The 14,357-nt window shown below is 50.2% G+C and carries 12 protein-coding genes; 8 read left to right on the top strand and 4 right to left on the bottom strand.

Annotated features, from left to right (window positions below):
* The first annotated feature begins 41 nt into the window (after positions 1–41).
* The 4 genes from ACFE8Q_RS06590 (at position 42) to ACFE8Q_RS06575 (ending at position 3,537) form a co-directional block, all read left to right on the top strand.
* Positions 42–917: a glycosyltransferase family 2 protein gene (locus ACFE8Q_RS06590; RefSeq protein WP_375444577.1), complete on the top strand. Its 876-nt coding sequence runs from the start codon at positions 42–44 to the stop codon at positions 915–917.
* Between the two features lie 9 nt (positions 918–926).
* Complete coding sequence (locus ACFE8Q_RS06585) at positions 927–1,328, top strand: VanZ family protein (protein ID WP_375444576.1); 402 nt, start codon at positions 927–929, stop codon at positions 1,326–1,328.
* Positions 1,329–1,358: 30 nt separating this feature from the next.
* Entirely contained in the window at positions 1,359–2,639 is a 1,281-nt protein-coding gene (locus ACFE8Q_RS06580; RefSeq protein ID WP_375444575.1) for a WcaI family glycosyltransferase, read from the top strand.
* 364 nt (positions 2,640–3,003) lie between these two features.
* Positions 3,004–3,537 carry a laminin B domain-containing protein gene (locus ACFE8Q_RS06575; RefSeq protein WP_375444574.1) on the top strand — a complete coding sequence of 178 codons (534 nt, stop codon included), beginning with the start codon at positions 3,004–3,006 and terminating at the stop codon, positions 3,535–3,537.
* 13 nt (positions 3,538–3,550) lie between these two features.
* Here ACFE8Q_RS06575 and ACFE8Q_RS06570 read toward each other — a convergent pair whose 3' ends face one another.
* On the bottom strand, positions 3,551–4,228 hold the full coding sequence (locus ACFE8Q_RS06570; RefSeq protein WP_375444573.1) for a tyrosine-protein phosphatase: 678 nt from the start codon (positions 4,226–4,228) through the stop codon (positions 3,551–3,553).
* A gap of 306 nt (positions 4,229–4,534) precedes the next feature.
* Between ACFE8Q_RS06570 and ACFE8Q_RS06565 the strand changes: the two genes are divergently transcribed.
* From ACFE8Q_RS06565 to ACFE8Q_RS06550, 4 genes are all read left to right on the top strand, one after another.
* Positions 4,535–6,085 (top strand): DUF1800 family protein, encoded by a 1,551-nt coding sequence (locus ACFE8Q_RS06565; protein ID WP_375444572.1) that lies wholly within the window; start codon positions 4,535–4,537, stop codon positions 6,083–6,085.
* A gap of 112 nt (positions 6,086–6,197) precedes the next feature.
* Entirely contained in the window at positions 6,198–7,763 is a 1,566-nt protein-coding gene (locus ACFE8Q_RS06560) for a DUF1501 domain-containing protein (RefSeq protein ID WP_375444571.1), read from the top strand.
* A 241-nt stretch (positions 7,764–8,004) separates the two neighbouring features.
* On the top strand, positions 8,005–8,724 hold the full coding sequence (locus tag ACFE8Q_RS06555; protein ID WP_375444570.1) for a Bax inhibitor-1/YccA family protein: 720 nt from the start codon (positions 8,005–8,007) through the stop codon (positions 8,722–8,724).
* Positions 8,725–8,817: 93 nt separating this feature from the next.
* A complete protein-coding gene (locus ACFE8Q_RS06550) occupies positions 8,818–9,324 on the top strand; it encodes a GreA/GreB family elongation factor (RefSeq protein ID WP_375444569.1) in 507 nt (168 codons plus the stop codon).
* Between the two features lie 40 nt (positions 9,325–9,364).
* On the opposite strand, the gene ACFE8Q_RS06545 is transcribed toward ACFE8Q_RS06550, so the two are convergent.
* From ACFE8Q_RS06545 to ACFE8Q_RS06535, 3 genes are all read right to left on the bottom strand, one after another.
* Positions 9,365–9,601, bottom strand: a complete 237-nt coding sequence (locus ACFE8Q_RS06545; RefSeq protein ID WP_375444568.1) for a hypothetical protein — start codon at positions 9,599–9,601, stop codon at positions 9,365–9,367.
* 114 nt (positions 9,602–9,715) lie between these two features.
* Positions 9,716–11,158 carry a TolC family protein gene (locus tag ACFE8Q_RS06540; RefSeq protein WP_375444567.1) on the bottom strand — a complete coding sequence of 481 codons (1,443 nt, stop codon included), beginning with the start codon at positions 11,156–11,158 and terminating at the stop codon, positions 9,716–9,718.
* Complete coding sequence (locus tag ACFE8Q_RS06535) at positions 11,148–14,354, bottom strand: efflux RND transporter permease subunit (protein WP_375444566.1); 3,207 nt, start codon at positions 14,352–14,354, stop codon at positions 11,148–11,150. Before ACFE8Q_RS06535 ends, ACFE8Q_RS06540 begins: the two co-directional genes overlap by 11 nt.
* Between the last annotated feature and the right edge of the window lie 3 nt (positions 14,355–14,357).

Below are 14,357 nucleotides of genomic sequence, written 5' to 3'. Positions count from 1 at the left end.
ATTCTAGTAAAAAATAAGTTCTGTATTCTTTTCCTTTGTTTATGATCTCAATACTTATACTCACAAAGAATGAAGAGCAAGATTTACCTGCTTGCCTACACTCTGTAGCCTGGTGTAATGATGTTCATGTTTACGACTCGTTTAGTAGTGATAATACACTGGGCATTGCTAAGGCGATGGGAGCGACCATAACACAACGTAAATTTGATAACTGGTCAACTCATCAAAATTGGGGATTAGCAAATATTTCCTTCAAAAATAGATGGGTCTTATATATAGATGCAGATGAACGTGTATCGCCTGAATTAAAAGAAACGTTATTGAATTTTACCCCAGCAGACGGAAATATTGCCGCCTATGAAATTCAACGGCGTGACTTTGCCTGGAACGGCACTTGGTTGAAGCATGCACAGATGTCTCCTTATTACCTTCGGCTTTTCCGGCCTGATAAAATGAGATACGAGCGCTTGGTGAATCCAATTTCTATTCCTGATGGGAATGTGTTACGGCTAAACGGGTATTTAGATCATTATCCATTTAGCAAAGGATTTCGGTATTGGTGGCAGCGTCATTTAGGCTATGCTGACCTAGAAGCCGCCATGCGTATGCAGGATATTGATAAAGGCACTGAGTTTTCTATTGCCAAGGCGATTTTTAGCAAAGATTTCAGCGAACGTCGTTATAATCAAAAGGGTATTTTCTACAAAATGCCCGGACGTCCGCTGGTTAAATGGTTTTACTTAGCTATATGGCGGAAGGGGTTCCTAGATGGTCAGGCAGGATTGACTTATGCACTCCTCCAGGCAGTGTACGAATACTTTATCGTGTTAAAAACGAGAGAGTTAGTGGCGAGTCAGTTGCCAAATCAGAAAATTTCACCTGAGAAAACACCCATAATCGCTACTCAAAAGTTTTGAGAGTGGTGTATGAGACAAATCCTATCAGCTACCCTATTATTATTAGGCGTTTTTTTAGTCTTCTACTTCAGCTGGATACCAAACCCCAGTTTGTCGAGGACCGGCCTGTTGCCGACCTGGATAGCAACATGGACGGATCAGGATGCTAACATGAATCTGCGTACTGCCGTACCATTCGTTTTGCTTGGCTTGGTAGGTTCTTCCTGGATACTGTTTACAAAGAGAACCTGGTATTGGTGGCTTATCGTGTGGCTCATGCTGACCGGTATAGTTGGCATTGCGGAATTAGGTCAATTGGGTTTACCTGACCGGCATTTCGATTGGGGTGATATTATGTGGGGGTGCATTGGCGCACTGATTGGTATGGGAATCGTTGGCCTAACCCGATTTTTTTATTTGTGGCGCGCATAATTTGTTACTAGCCAGTGAAAACGCACTGTTATGAAAATTCTGATTTATGGTATCAATTATGCACCCGAACTTACTGGTATTGGTAAGTATACGGGAGAGATGGGTAGCTGGCTCGCTCAAAACGGACAGGAGGTAGATGTTATAACCACTATGCCCTATTATCCTGAGTGGGAAATCCATGAATCGCACAAAGGAAAATGGTGGTTTACGGAGCAAATTGATGGGGCAACTGTCCATCGCTGTCCCTTCTACGTACCTGAAACGGTAACGTCGGCCAAGCGCATTCTTCATGAGTTTTCTTTCATGTTGAGTAGTTTATTTTTCTGGCTACCCATTTTCCTGGGCAAGCGGTACGATGTAGTTATTTGTCTATCGCCCCCGTTTCATCTTGGTCTGATTCCAGTTATCTATAGCAAACTGCGCCAGGTGCCGCTTTGGTGTCATATCCAAGATCTACAGATTGATATGGCTAAAGACTTGGGTATGATAAAAAACAAACAGTTTTTGTCGCTCATGTTCGCTGTTGAAGCCTTTATTTTAAGGCGGTGTGCAGTTGTCTCGACTATAAGTGACGGTATGGTGCGGAAAGTAGAGGATAAACAGGTAATCACTTCTCCCTGTGTTTTCTTTCCCAATTGGGTTGATGGCGATTATATTAAACCCTTATCTAAAGAAGAATCTCTTCGTGTTGAACTTGGCTTAGCCAATTCAGATAAAGTAATCCTGTATTCCGGGAGTCTGGGTGAAAAGCAGGGGTTAGAATTAATTATAGAAGCAGCTCGGTCATTCACCTCAAGAAGTGATGTTAAATTCTTGATTTGCGGATCGGGATCTGGTAAAGAAAAGCTGATGGCGTTTGCACGACAATACGGATTGACTAATGTACAGTTCCATCCTCTGCAAGTATATGAAAAATTAGCTGCTCTATTGGCAACAGCCGATGTTCACTTAGTTCTTCAGAAAAAGTCAGCTTCTGATTTAGTGTTACCTTCCAAACTTACAAGCATTTTAGCCGCTGGTGGGTGTGCGCTTGTTTCGGCAGTGCCAAATACGACCCTGTATCAAGTTGTTAACGAATATAAAATGGGGATACTAGTAGAGCCAGAATCAGTGGACTCACTTATATCTGGTATTGATAGAGCTCTTTCTGAAGATTTAACTCTCATACAAAGGAACGCGAGGAAATATGCAGAGAGCTATCTGAATAAGGAGATTACTTTGAGAAAGTTTTTAATCAAATTAAGGCAGTTAGTAAATAAAGAGTATCGTGTCGATGTGGTACGGTATGAATCTTACGAGAAAGAGGTATAGCAAACACTTGGCTATATAAGTACATATACAAGTACATAAGGTTAGTAAGAGTTACAATTACAGTTAATTAATAATCAATCTGTATATTGTCATATACTTAGTAGTATTTTCTAAATAATTGCTCAATGAATGAGTACTATAAGTTATGGTACCATGCTAGCGAGTCTAAGCTGATATATGTGACGGGCCACTCTGCCCAAGCGTTATATAGCTGAAAATTAATTAATTGAGGAAGGGATGTTACCGCTATCTATATTTGCCATCTAAAGGGTATAGAATGCCTTTTAAATTGAGCTACTTACAGATTATGTGCGTCAAGCCTTTCAAAAAATTAAGTATAAATGCAAGAATGTGTTGTATACTTTTGACAATCTTTACTTGCAGTTGTCAGGACTTCAGCATTGTTACTAATCCCGCTTCCATATGGGACAGTTTTGACCGGGATACACAAGGCTGGAAAGGAAGCGCGGGTAGTATTACTAGTTTCCGGGTCAAAGGTGGAAATCCTGGGGGATACGTGTTGGCAGCGGATGATTCTACTGGAACGTGGTATTTCGTTGCTCCAACCCGTATTGTTAGTAAAATGAAAGGAGGGTATGGAAAGATATTCAGCTTTGATCTGGAGCAATCCGCAACCGATTATCAATATGATGCAGATGATATCATTTTAAAGGCCGGAGCAGTCACACTAACTTATAATACAGCTCAGAATCCCGATACTACCTGGACCTCCTATAGAGTTAAACTGGATGAATTGAGTGGTTGGAAAAAAGCGAATGAGCCTGTCTCCAAAACTGATCTGGTATATGTTATGGCCAATCTGAGTGAGGTTAGAATTCGTGGGGAGTTCAGATTTGGCGCTGACCGTTGCGGGATTGATAATGTATCGGTGCACTGAACGGGTAAGCTAACTAACTCAACAGTGTGTCGTTCTGCAAGGGCTGTTCTTGCAACAACTCCATATCTTTCCTGGCCAGTGGTTTTATCATCGTTTTTAAGTCTCTGGCTCGGTGGAGATCGCTTCCCAGAAAGTCGACCCAATGTTGCTCGAGTAAGTAGCGTGCCTGCTGGGCTACATGGATACCATACCGACCGTTCAAGGACATGGAATTGAGCTGGAACAGGCAGCCAGCCTCTCGCAGCATCGCCAGCGATTCTCTATCTCTGTGGTAATAACTGTATCGTTCAGGATGAGCCAGCACAGGAACGTACCCGCGCGTTTGAATCCGGAACAGAATGTCTGCCAATTGCAACGGAGCTGACGCCCAGCCTGTCTCTACCAGGAGATACCGCTTTTCGCCGAACGACAGAAGATCTCCGGTTTTGAGTAACTCCACAAAGAAGTCGTCCAGTAGATACTCTGCCGCTGCATCGATGGTAAGCGGTAGATTGTGTTCGGTGATGAGGTCACGTACCTGAGCTAATCCTTGTTGTATGCCTTCTACGGTATTCGGATACCAGTCACGACTGATATGGGGAGTCGTAATGACTTTCTGAACCCCCCAAGCAGACAGTTGTTGTAGGCATTCAAGCGTTTCGTCCAGGCTACTCACGCCATCGTCCAGGCCAGGGAGTAGATGCGAATGCATATCCACTTGACAGGGATAGACACTGAGTTCTGGCGTATTGGCAGTACCTGAAGGAAAGAAGCGTTGCCAAAGGCTTTTCGTAGACATTTAATGCAAAGGTACGGAGTAATCGAAGCAAATCAGGATTTGAAGATACCTACGCTAAAATCGGCTTCTTGGTTCATTAACGCGGACGAGGAACAGTTTTGCACAAGTAGATTGCCCGCCAACCAATTCTGAGTAACAGCTAGTTAAAAAGAATTAATAGTAATTATAACCAATTATTATAGAACTTCGGGGCATTGTATTGATAGTCAACCCATTTCTATGGCTCTTACTGACCCTAATCGTAAACCACTGACGGTGCAGCAGGCCGCGCATTTGCTCAGGCGAGCTACGTTCGGACCGTCGCCCGCCCAGATTCAGCAGCTCACCGGTCAAACGCCGCAGGCCGGTATTCAGACGTTATTGGTCACGCCTGCCACGCCGACTCCCCCGGTTGATCCCACAACAACCAAGCCATTCAATACGCTGGCGTTTAACCAGACGCTACAGGGTACGTGGCAAAATGCTACCAAGTACTGGTGGCTGGGGCTGATGGTGAACGAGGGCGTTTCGCTGCGGGAAAAGATGGTCGTTTTCTGGCAGAATCACTTCGTAACCACCTTCGCCGAGGTAAACGATGCCCGGTATATGTACCGGCAGAATACGGTGTTGCGGCGGCATGCGCTGGGGAATTTTCGGTCGTTTGTGATCGACATGACTAAAGACCCGGCCATGCTGCGGTACCTCAACGGTAACCAGAACGTGGTGGGGAAACCCAACGAAAACTACGGCCGTGAGCTACAGGAGTTGTTCACGATTGGCCGGGGCAACTATACGGAAGACGACGTAAAAGCCGCCGCCCGCGTGCTCACCGGCTGGACCGATACGGGCTACCGAAGCGAAACCACCACCGATATTACCACGACCTTCCGACCGGCGCAGCACGACACGACGGATAAAGTGTTTTCAGCTTCGTATCAGAACAAGGTCATCAAAGGACGTACCGGCGCAACGGCGGGCGATGACGAACTGGGCGAGCTGGTGGATATGATTCTGGCCCAACCGGAGACCGCCCGTTTTATTGTCCGTAAGCTGTATCGCTGGTTTATCAATGCCACCATCACGCCCGATATCGAGCAGAATTTTATTGAACCACTGGCTCAGGTGTTCCGGCAGGGAAACTACGAGATCAAACCCGTGATAACGGCGCTGCTGACCAGCCAGCATTTCTACGATGATGCGCTACGCGGAGCCATCGTGAAATCGCCGCTCGATCTCAACGTGGGTACGTTGCGCTATTTCGGCATCACCGCGCCCGATGCCGTGACCAACTCAACCGGGTTTACGCAGTTGATGGCCTTCATTCAGGCTCGTAATAAAGAACAGCAACTGGATGTGCTGGATCAACCCAACGTGTTTGGCTGGCGACCCTATTACGACACGGGCTTCTACGACCTCTGGATCAACAGCACCACCCTGGCTCTGCGTGGCTACTACACCGATCAACTGTCGGGGGGAACGGTGAAATATGGCACGGACAAACTGGTGCTGGACCCGATCGCGCTGGCTAAACTGACATCCGATCCGTCAGACCCGGTGAAGCTCATCGACGAATGGTCGGCCCTGTTCTTTGCCGTTGACCTGACCAAAACGCAACGCGATTTCCTGATCGACAACGTGCTGATCTCAGGGCTGCCGCGCTACGAATGGAACCTGGAATGGCAGACCTATACCACCGATCCAACGAATAAAAACAAGCAGATGGCCGTGAGCATGAAACTGAACACGACCCTGCAATACATGTTCCGCCTGGCTGAGTATCAACTTTGCTAACTGGATGTTGGATTGGGGATATCGGATTGGGGAGTTGTTCCGCTAAACCTACCGACTGTTGTCAAGCAGCGCAAATCCCCAATCCGATATCTCCAATCCAACATCTCTTCTCATGAATCGTCGACACTTTCTTCAACATGCTTCGGCCTCTATGCTGCTTCCCGTTTTCATCGACGGGTTTGGAGCAAAGGCATTCGGTACGCCCAATTCGGCGTTCATGCAGACCCTGATTCAACTCGCTACCGCTACCGATCGGGTGCTGGTCATGATTCAACTGAACGGCGGCAATGATGGGCTGAATATGGTGGTGCCGCTCGATCAGATGAGCAAGTACACCGCGCTCAGGACCAATATTGCCCTGCCGGAAGCCAAGGTGCTGAAGCTGACGGGCAATGCGCTCACGGGCCTGCACCCGTCCATGACGGGCCTGCAAAGCCTGTATAATGATGGCAAATTATCCATCGTGCACAGTGTGTCGTACCCGACGCCCAACTTTTCGCACTTCCGGGCGAGCGACATCTGGTTTACCGGGGCCGATTCCAGTCAGGTGCTCACTACCGGCTGGACGGGGCGTTACCTAGATGCCGAATGGCCGGGTTACCCAACCGGCTACCCAACCAAAGACGTACCTGACCCACTGGCCATTCAGATCGGCTACATCACCTCAACGGCGTTTGCCGGTCCGGGTGGCCCGATGGCCGTAGCGATTCCCAACCCCGATACGTTTGCCCAGCTTGTGGGCGATAAACCGGCCATCGACCTGGCACCGCCCCCTAATACGCCCGCCGGGCAGCATATCAGCTACATTCGGCAGCAGCAACTGTCGTCGGTGGCCTATGCCGCGCAGATCAAGGCGGCGGCAGCGAAAGGGAAAAATCTGGTAACGTACCCAACGGGTAACTCACTGGCCGATCAGCTCAAAATTGTGTCGCGCCTGATTCACGGTGGCTTGCAAACGAGGGTGTATTACGTAACCATCGGCGGTTTCGATACCCACGCCGCCCAGACCACCACGACCGATACCACAACCGGTACGCACGCCAACCTGATGAAACTGGTATCAGACGCAATCAAGGTATTTCAGGACGATCTGAAAGTGCAGGGTACGGAAGACCGGGTGGCCGGCATGACCTTCTCGGAGTTTGGTCGCCGGGCTATCTCCAATGCCAGTTACGGAACCGATCATGGTGCCGCTGCACCGCTGTTTGTGTTTGGAAAAGGTGTGAAAACGAGTGTGATCGGGAAGAACCCCAACCTGTCGGATCTGGATAACAACAACATCAAAATGCAGACCGACTTCCGGCAGGTCTACGCCGCGCTCCTGACCGACTGGCTTGGGGCAGGTAAGCCGGAGGTGACGTCGGTGCTGCAAAAGAGCTTCGATATCGTTCCGATTTTCAAGCAGGTAATCACGGCCACCGAACCATTGGCCGCGCCGTTTCGGGTATACCCAAACCCAGCCTCCGACAATGTCACGCTGGAGGGTGATGCCCTGCTGGCAGGGGTGAGTGGCGTGCAGGTCTATGATCAGGCGGGACGGGCGATGGGTGTTCCGGTCAGCCGCCTGTCAGATCGAGCACTGGGCATGAATGTACAGACGCTGGCCACAGGTACGTATGTCGTTGCTATTCAGGCCGGTGATCAGCGCCTGTCGACCCGGATGCTGGTAGCGCGGTAAACCAGCGAAAAAATGGTAGCTTCGTGACGTCTCAATTTGAATAAAGTCTGTATGGCAAGCGGAGTAACCTGGTTTAAGTGCTCTATAGATTGCTTCCGCGAGACGCTGTTGGCTCTTTTGTAAAGCTACACGCCACACAAAAAAGCCGACAAACCGCATGCAGACTCACAAAAAAAGTTAGTTTTAGTCTGCCCATTCGGTCAGAAAACTTGTTGTAGAGGTAACGTTAAACAAACTCCACATGGATAATCAGAATCAGCCGCGCGTACAATCCAGATATATCACCCCCGAAGACGTTGAACGGGAGCAGGCCGCTTTTATGGCGCAGGTCTATGGATGGATGAGCGTAGCCCTGCTCATCACGGCGGTAGTGTCTATTTACACGGCGTCGTCGGAAACGATGTTGTCCCTGATATTTGGTAACCGGCTTGTCTTCTATGGCTTGCTGATCGGCGAAGTTTTGATGGTGCTGGGCCTGTCGGCCAGAATCAATCGAATGACGGCCACAACGGCTACAGCCCTGTTTATAGCGTATTCGGCCCTCAACGGACTGACGATGGCGTGTATCTTCCTGATTTACACCGGTGCGTCCATTGCGTCTACGTTCTTCATCACCGCCCTGACGTTCGGCGCGATGAGCATTTACGGCTACTTCACCAAAACGGACCTTACCAAAATGGGCAGTCTGCTCATGATGGGGCTTATCGGCCTGATCATCGCTTCGGTCGTGAACCTGTTCCTGCATAATGAGCTGGTAAGTTGGATCACGAGTTTCCTGGGCGTGCTGATCTTCACGGGCTTAACGGCCTACGACACACAGAAAATCAAGGAGATGAACGCCGTTGGCAACACCGACGCCGAATCGGATCGCAAGGGTGCTATCATGGGTGCTCTGCGCCTCTACCTCGACTTTGTCAACCTGTTTCTCTACCTGCTCCGTTTCTTTGGTGGTCGGAAATAAGAACGTACGATAAGTTAAAAAGAAGAGTGGGTACGTCCTGGGTTTATCAGTTTTGATGAACCCAGGACGTACCCACTCTTCTTTTTAACGCCCATGAGCCGCGCATTTCTCAAAAACGAATCGGCGGATGACCCGGTGGTGATTCCGGCTCGTGCCCCGTTGCCGCCCGGTGTGCATAACTATGTGACGCCGCGTGGCCTTGCGTTGCTTCGTGCCGAACTGGCTGAGCTGGAATCCGAGCACGCACGCGTACAACGTAACGAAACCGACGAAACGGAACGTACCCGGCAATTGGCGTTGATCAACGGGAAAGTGGGTGCTCTGAATCAGCGTATTGGTAACGCTCATGTAGTTAATCCAGCCAACCAACCGCCCGATGAAATTCGCTTTGGTGCCTCCGTAACGGTACGACCCAAGTCCGGTCCTGATCGCCGGTTTACGCTCGTCGGAGTCGATGAAGCAGATGCTGCCCACGGGCTGATTGCTTTCACCGCACCACTTGCCCGCGCCATGCAGGGCAAGCGCATCGGCGATACCGTGCTTTTGCGTACCACGAAAGGTGAAGACGCGTTTACGGTGGCCGGAATTCAGTATAAGTAGTAAAAAGTCGAACAGGGCTGGTGCCATGTTCGACTTTTTACTACTGCGCTTCGTCGGAGAGCGAACTGGGAAACCAGTTCTCCAGGATCAATGTGCCTTCGGCTTCACGTACCTGGACTGTTTTGCCTTCAAGTGCCACCAGGTCTATCTGGCCAATCTGGACGCCCTTCAAGCGGGTGCCGCGCCCGCACCACATCAGATTGGGCACATGCACAGACACTTTGGCAATGGCTACGTCGGCTTTTACGGCGAAAAGTTGGTTGAAATTAATCAGCATAGCTCATTCTGTTGGTTATTGGTTGTTTGGTTATTGGTTAATTGGTTATTAGTCAAATCAATCACAATTAACCAGTAACCGATAACCAATTTACTAGTAACCAATAACCAACAATCAGTTCCAGCCGCCGCCTAACGCCCGGTACGTATTCACGAGGGCGTGCATCTGTTGCATTCGGGTATCGATCAACTCAATCCGCGACTCCAATACATCACGCTGAGTGAGCAGCACCTCCATGTAATCGGCTCTGGCTGAAGTAAATAGCTTGAGCGATATGCTGGTCGACTGGGTCAGCGCCTGAACCTGATTGCTTTTCGTGCTGTACTTTTTTTCCAGATTGTCGATATTCGACAACTGGTTAGCCACCTCGATGTAGGCATTCAGTACCGTTCGTTCGTAGTTATACACGGCCTGTATCTGCTTCGCATTCGCGCTTCGATACGTAGCCTGGATGGCATTCTTATTGATCACCGGCCCAACCAGATCGCCTACCAGCGAGGCAATCAGTGACTCGGGCGTGCTGGCCAGATACAGCGGGCTGAAAGCCATAACACCCAGCGAAGCCGATAGCCGCAGCGAGGGATAGAATTCGGCTCTGGCTACGCTCACATCCAGTTTGGCCGCCTGTAGATTCCATTCTGCCTGCCGAACATCGGGCCGGTTTTCCAGCAGTTGCTGGGGCACACCCGCGTATATTCTGGCGGGCATCGAGGTCGAGTCGCTGAACGTTTGGGAGCTTCGCGGAACACGTTGCGGGTAACGACCCACCAGGAAGTTGATCCGGTTCTCCGCCTCCACGATCTTCTGCTTCAGTTCATACTGAAGGCTCTGCGTTTTGAATACTTCGGCCTCAAACCGCCGGACGGCCAGTTCGGTCACCTTCGCTGCTTCTTTTTCCTGCTTGGTGATCGACAGGGCATTGTTCAGAATGGTAATGTTCCGTTGCACAATATCCAGTTGATTGTCGAGCGCCATGAGTTCGTAATACGAATTGGCGATGTCGGCAACCAGGTTGGTAACCAGAAAGTTCTTGCCTTCTACAGATGAGGCGTAACTGGCAATCGCCGCTTTTTTGGCGTTGCGCAGCTTATGCCAGATATCCACTTCCCAACTAGCAAAGGCACCGATATAGGTGTTCGGTAACACGTCAGGCGTCGGCTTGCCCGGCTTGATCTCCGTGTAGGCATCCGCAGCGCCCTGACTGGTGTAGCGAGACACTTTCTCGACACCCGTACCCCCGCCAACTGTGACGAATGGCCGGTACGCCCCGCCACGAGCCAACACCTCGTTGTTGGCAATCTGAATGTCCTGAAGCGTGATGTTCAGGTCCTGATTGTTATACAAAGCCGTATCAACCAGGGCGATCAGGTTCGGGTCGGTGAAGTAATCCCGCCACTTGGTGCGGGCAGTATTCGTCGTGTCCTGGGAGCCATAATAGCTCCCAGGTACTCGTTTATTTTCCGTACGTGCCACCAGGCGAGGCACGGTACAGGAAGCGTTGACCAGGACAAGAAGCACTACTAGCCCTGCCCAGGTCAATCGTTGGTTATTGCACATGATTTTCAACTTCTTCAGATAGTGGGAAATTGTCGACTGCATGAACCATCCCTTCAGTCAACGAATGATCTTCTTCGTTTTTAATCAACTGTCGGCCGTCGGCCAGGCTTCCGAATATGAAGTACAGTCCAGGGATGATGATGACACCGAAAATGGTACCGAACAACATACCGCCCATCGCCGACGCACCAATGGTCCGGTTACCGATGGCACCAGCACCCGATGCCGAAATCAGTGGAATCAGACCGGCGACGAAGGCGAACGAGGTCATCAGGATCGGGCGGAAACGTACCCGGGCACCTTCAATGGCTGCGTTCAGGATCGTGTCGCCCTGCTGTCGCTTCTGAACGGCAAATTCCACGATCAATACGGCGTTTTTACCCAATAGACCAACCAGCATGATGAGGCCGATCTGAGCGTAGATATTGTTTTCCAGGCCCATGAGCTTCAGCAGCAGGAACGAACCGAATATCCCCACCGGAAGCGAGAGTACCACGGCCAGCGGAATGATGAAGCTTTCGTACTGAGCGGCCAGTACCATATACACGAAGGCCAGTACGATCAGGAACACATACAGCGATTCGTTACCCCGGATGGATTCGTCATACGACAGACCTTCAAAGGCAATATCGTAGCCTCGTGGCAACGTTTTGGCCGACACCTCCCGGATCGCCTGAATGGCGTCGGCTGTTGTAAACCCTTTGGCAGGCAGCCCCTGAATGGCGGCTGAATTGTATAAATTGAACCGGGTAATTTCGTTAGGTCCCTGCCCTTTTTTCAGCTTCATGAACGCCGAGTAAGGCACCATTTCGCCCGCATCGTTCTTCACGAAGAGCTTCAGCAGATCGGTTGGTAACCGCCGGAAACTGGGGTCAGACTGGACGTACACTTTAAAGAACTGGTTGTACTTGATAAAGCCCTGTTCGTAGGTACTACCGATCATGATATTCAGGTTGTCCATCGCTTTTCCGATCGACACGCCTTTCTGCATGGCCAGGTTATTGTCGATCTCCAGTTCGTACTGTGGGTAGTTGGCGGCAAAAAAAGTAAACAGACCGGTGAGCTCTTTGCGCTTGCCCAGATTCTCCATGAACTGCTTGTTTATTTTGTCGAACTCGCGATAATCCGTATCGGTCGTTTTATCCAGCAAACGCATCGAAAAACCGCCCGACGTACCGAATCCAGGGATGGCTGGTGGCTCGAAAAATTCGACGGTAGCGCCAAGGCCTTTCGATTTTACCTCCAGCTCTTCCATAATTTCCTTCACGTTCTTGTCGCGATCTCCCCAGGGTTTCAGGTTGATCAGACACGTACCTGCGTTGGAACCCCGGCCCTCGGTCATGATCTCGTAACCGGCCAGCGAAGAAATCGACTCGATACCCGGAACTTCTTCGCAAATTTTCTGAAGGCGGCGCGACACTTCGTTGGTTTTCTCCAGCGTCGAACCTGGCGGCGTCTGAATAATCGCGTAGATCGTGCTCTGGTCTTCGTTCGGAATAAAACCGGCTGGCAGAATCTTGTTGACCAGTACAATGCCTACACAGAAGCCGATCAGGATGGCGAACGTAACGAAGCGGCGGTTAACAATTAACCGTAACAAGCCCACATAGCGGCCGGTCATCTTATCGAATCCCCGGTTGAAACTATCGAGTGTTCTGGTCAGGATATTTTTCTTCGGTGGATGCCCATGATGGTTTTTCAATAGCATGGCGCACAACACGGGCGTCAGCGTCAGGGCGATCAGGGCCGAAATCACGATGGAACTGGCCATGGTGATCGAGAACTGCCGGTAGAACGTACCTACGGGACCCGTCATGAATGAGATCGGCAGGAACACCGACACCATTACGAGTGTAATGGCGATAATGGCACCGCTGATTTCACCAAGCACTTTCGTCACCGCTCCAAACGGAGACAAATGCGGCTCTTCTTCCATCTTGGCGTGTACCGCTTCCACCACCACGATGGCATCATCCACCACAATACCGATAGCCAGTACAAGAGCGAAGAGCGTAATCAGGTTAATGGAAAGCCCGAACGCCTGAATGACGAAAAACGCGCCGATCAGCGATACAGGAACCGCCAGAATCGGAATCAGCGTAGACCGCCAGTCGCCCAGGAAAATGAACACGACCAGTGCCACCAGGATAAACGCATCGCGCAGGGTATCAATTACCTGTTCGATCGACGCATCCAGGAAGTTTGATACGTCATAGCTGATTTTGTAGTCGACACCGGGCGGGAAAGACCCTTTCATCACCTCGAGTTTAGCTTTCACTTCCTCGATTACGTCACTGGCGTTACTACCGTAGTTTTGCCGCAACACAATCGCCGCCGACGGCTGACCGTCCAGGTTGGAGTAAATATCGAAGAATTCACTACCCAGTTCAACGCGGGCGATGTCGCGCAGGTGAATACTTTCACCGGCCGAATTGGCCCGGATAATGATGCCTTCGTATTCTTCCGGCTTGTTATACCGCCCTTTATAAGTAAGCACGTATTCCAGCGATTGGGCCGCAATACCGGAGCTTTGCCCAATCCGACCGGGCCGACCAATGATGCTTTGCTCGCCGATGGCTTTCATCACTTCTTCGGTAGAAATGTTGTAGGCCCGCATACGCTCGGGGTTCAGCCAAACGCGCATGGCGTAGCGGCGGCTACCCAGGATCTGTGCCCGTGCTACCCCTTTGGTCCGCTGAATTTCAGGGATCATCTTCACGGTGGCGTAGTTGAACAGGAATTTTTCGTCAATGCTCTTATCCTTCGAGTAGAGGTTGACGTACATCAACATACTGGGCTGGATTGGCGTGATGATAACCCCTTCACGCTGAACCAGTTCGGGAAGTAGCGGCATAACCTGATCCACCCTTGTTTTCACCCGGATAACGGCGTCGTTCGGGTCGGTTCCCGGCTCGAAAATGATCCGAAGGGTCGCTTCACCGGCACTCGTGGCATCGGTAGCGATGTACCGCATGTCCTGCACCCCGTTGATCGCCTGTTCCAGCGTAATCAGCGTGGATTTAACCAGTACGTCGGCACTGGAACCAGGATACGCAATAAAAATATTGACCGTGGTGGGCGCAATATCCGGGAACTGAGAAATGGGCAATTTCTTGATCGCCAGTACACCGATAAAGACGATCATGACCGAAATCACAATCGCAAATACGGGCCTGCGTATGAATTTACTAAACATGTC

The sequence above is a fragment of the uncultured Fibrella sp. genome, from assembly GCF_964250085.1.
Lineage (GTDB): Bacteria > Bacteroidota > Bacteroidia > Cytophagales > Spirosomataceae > Fibrella.
This window is presented reverse-complemented; position numbering and strand designations above follow the sequence as displayed.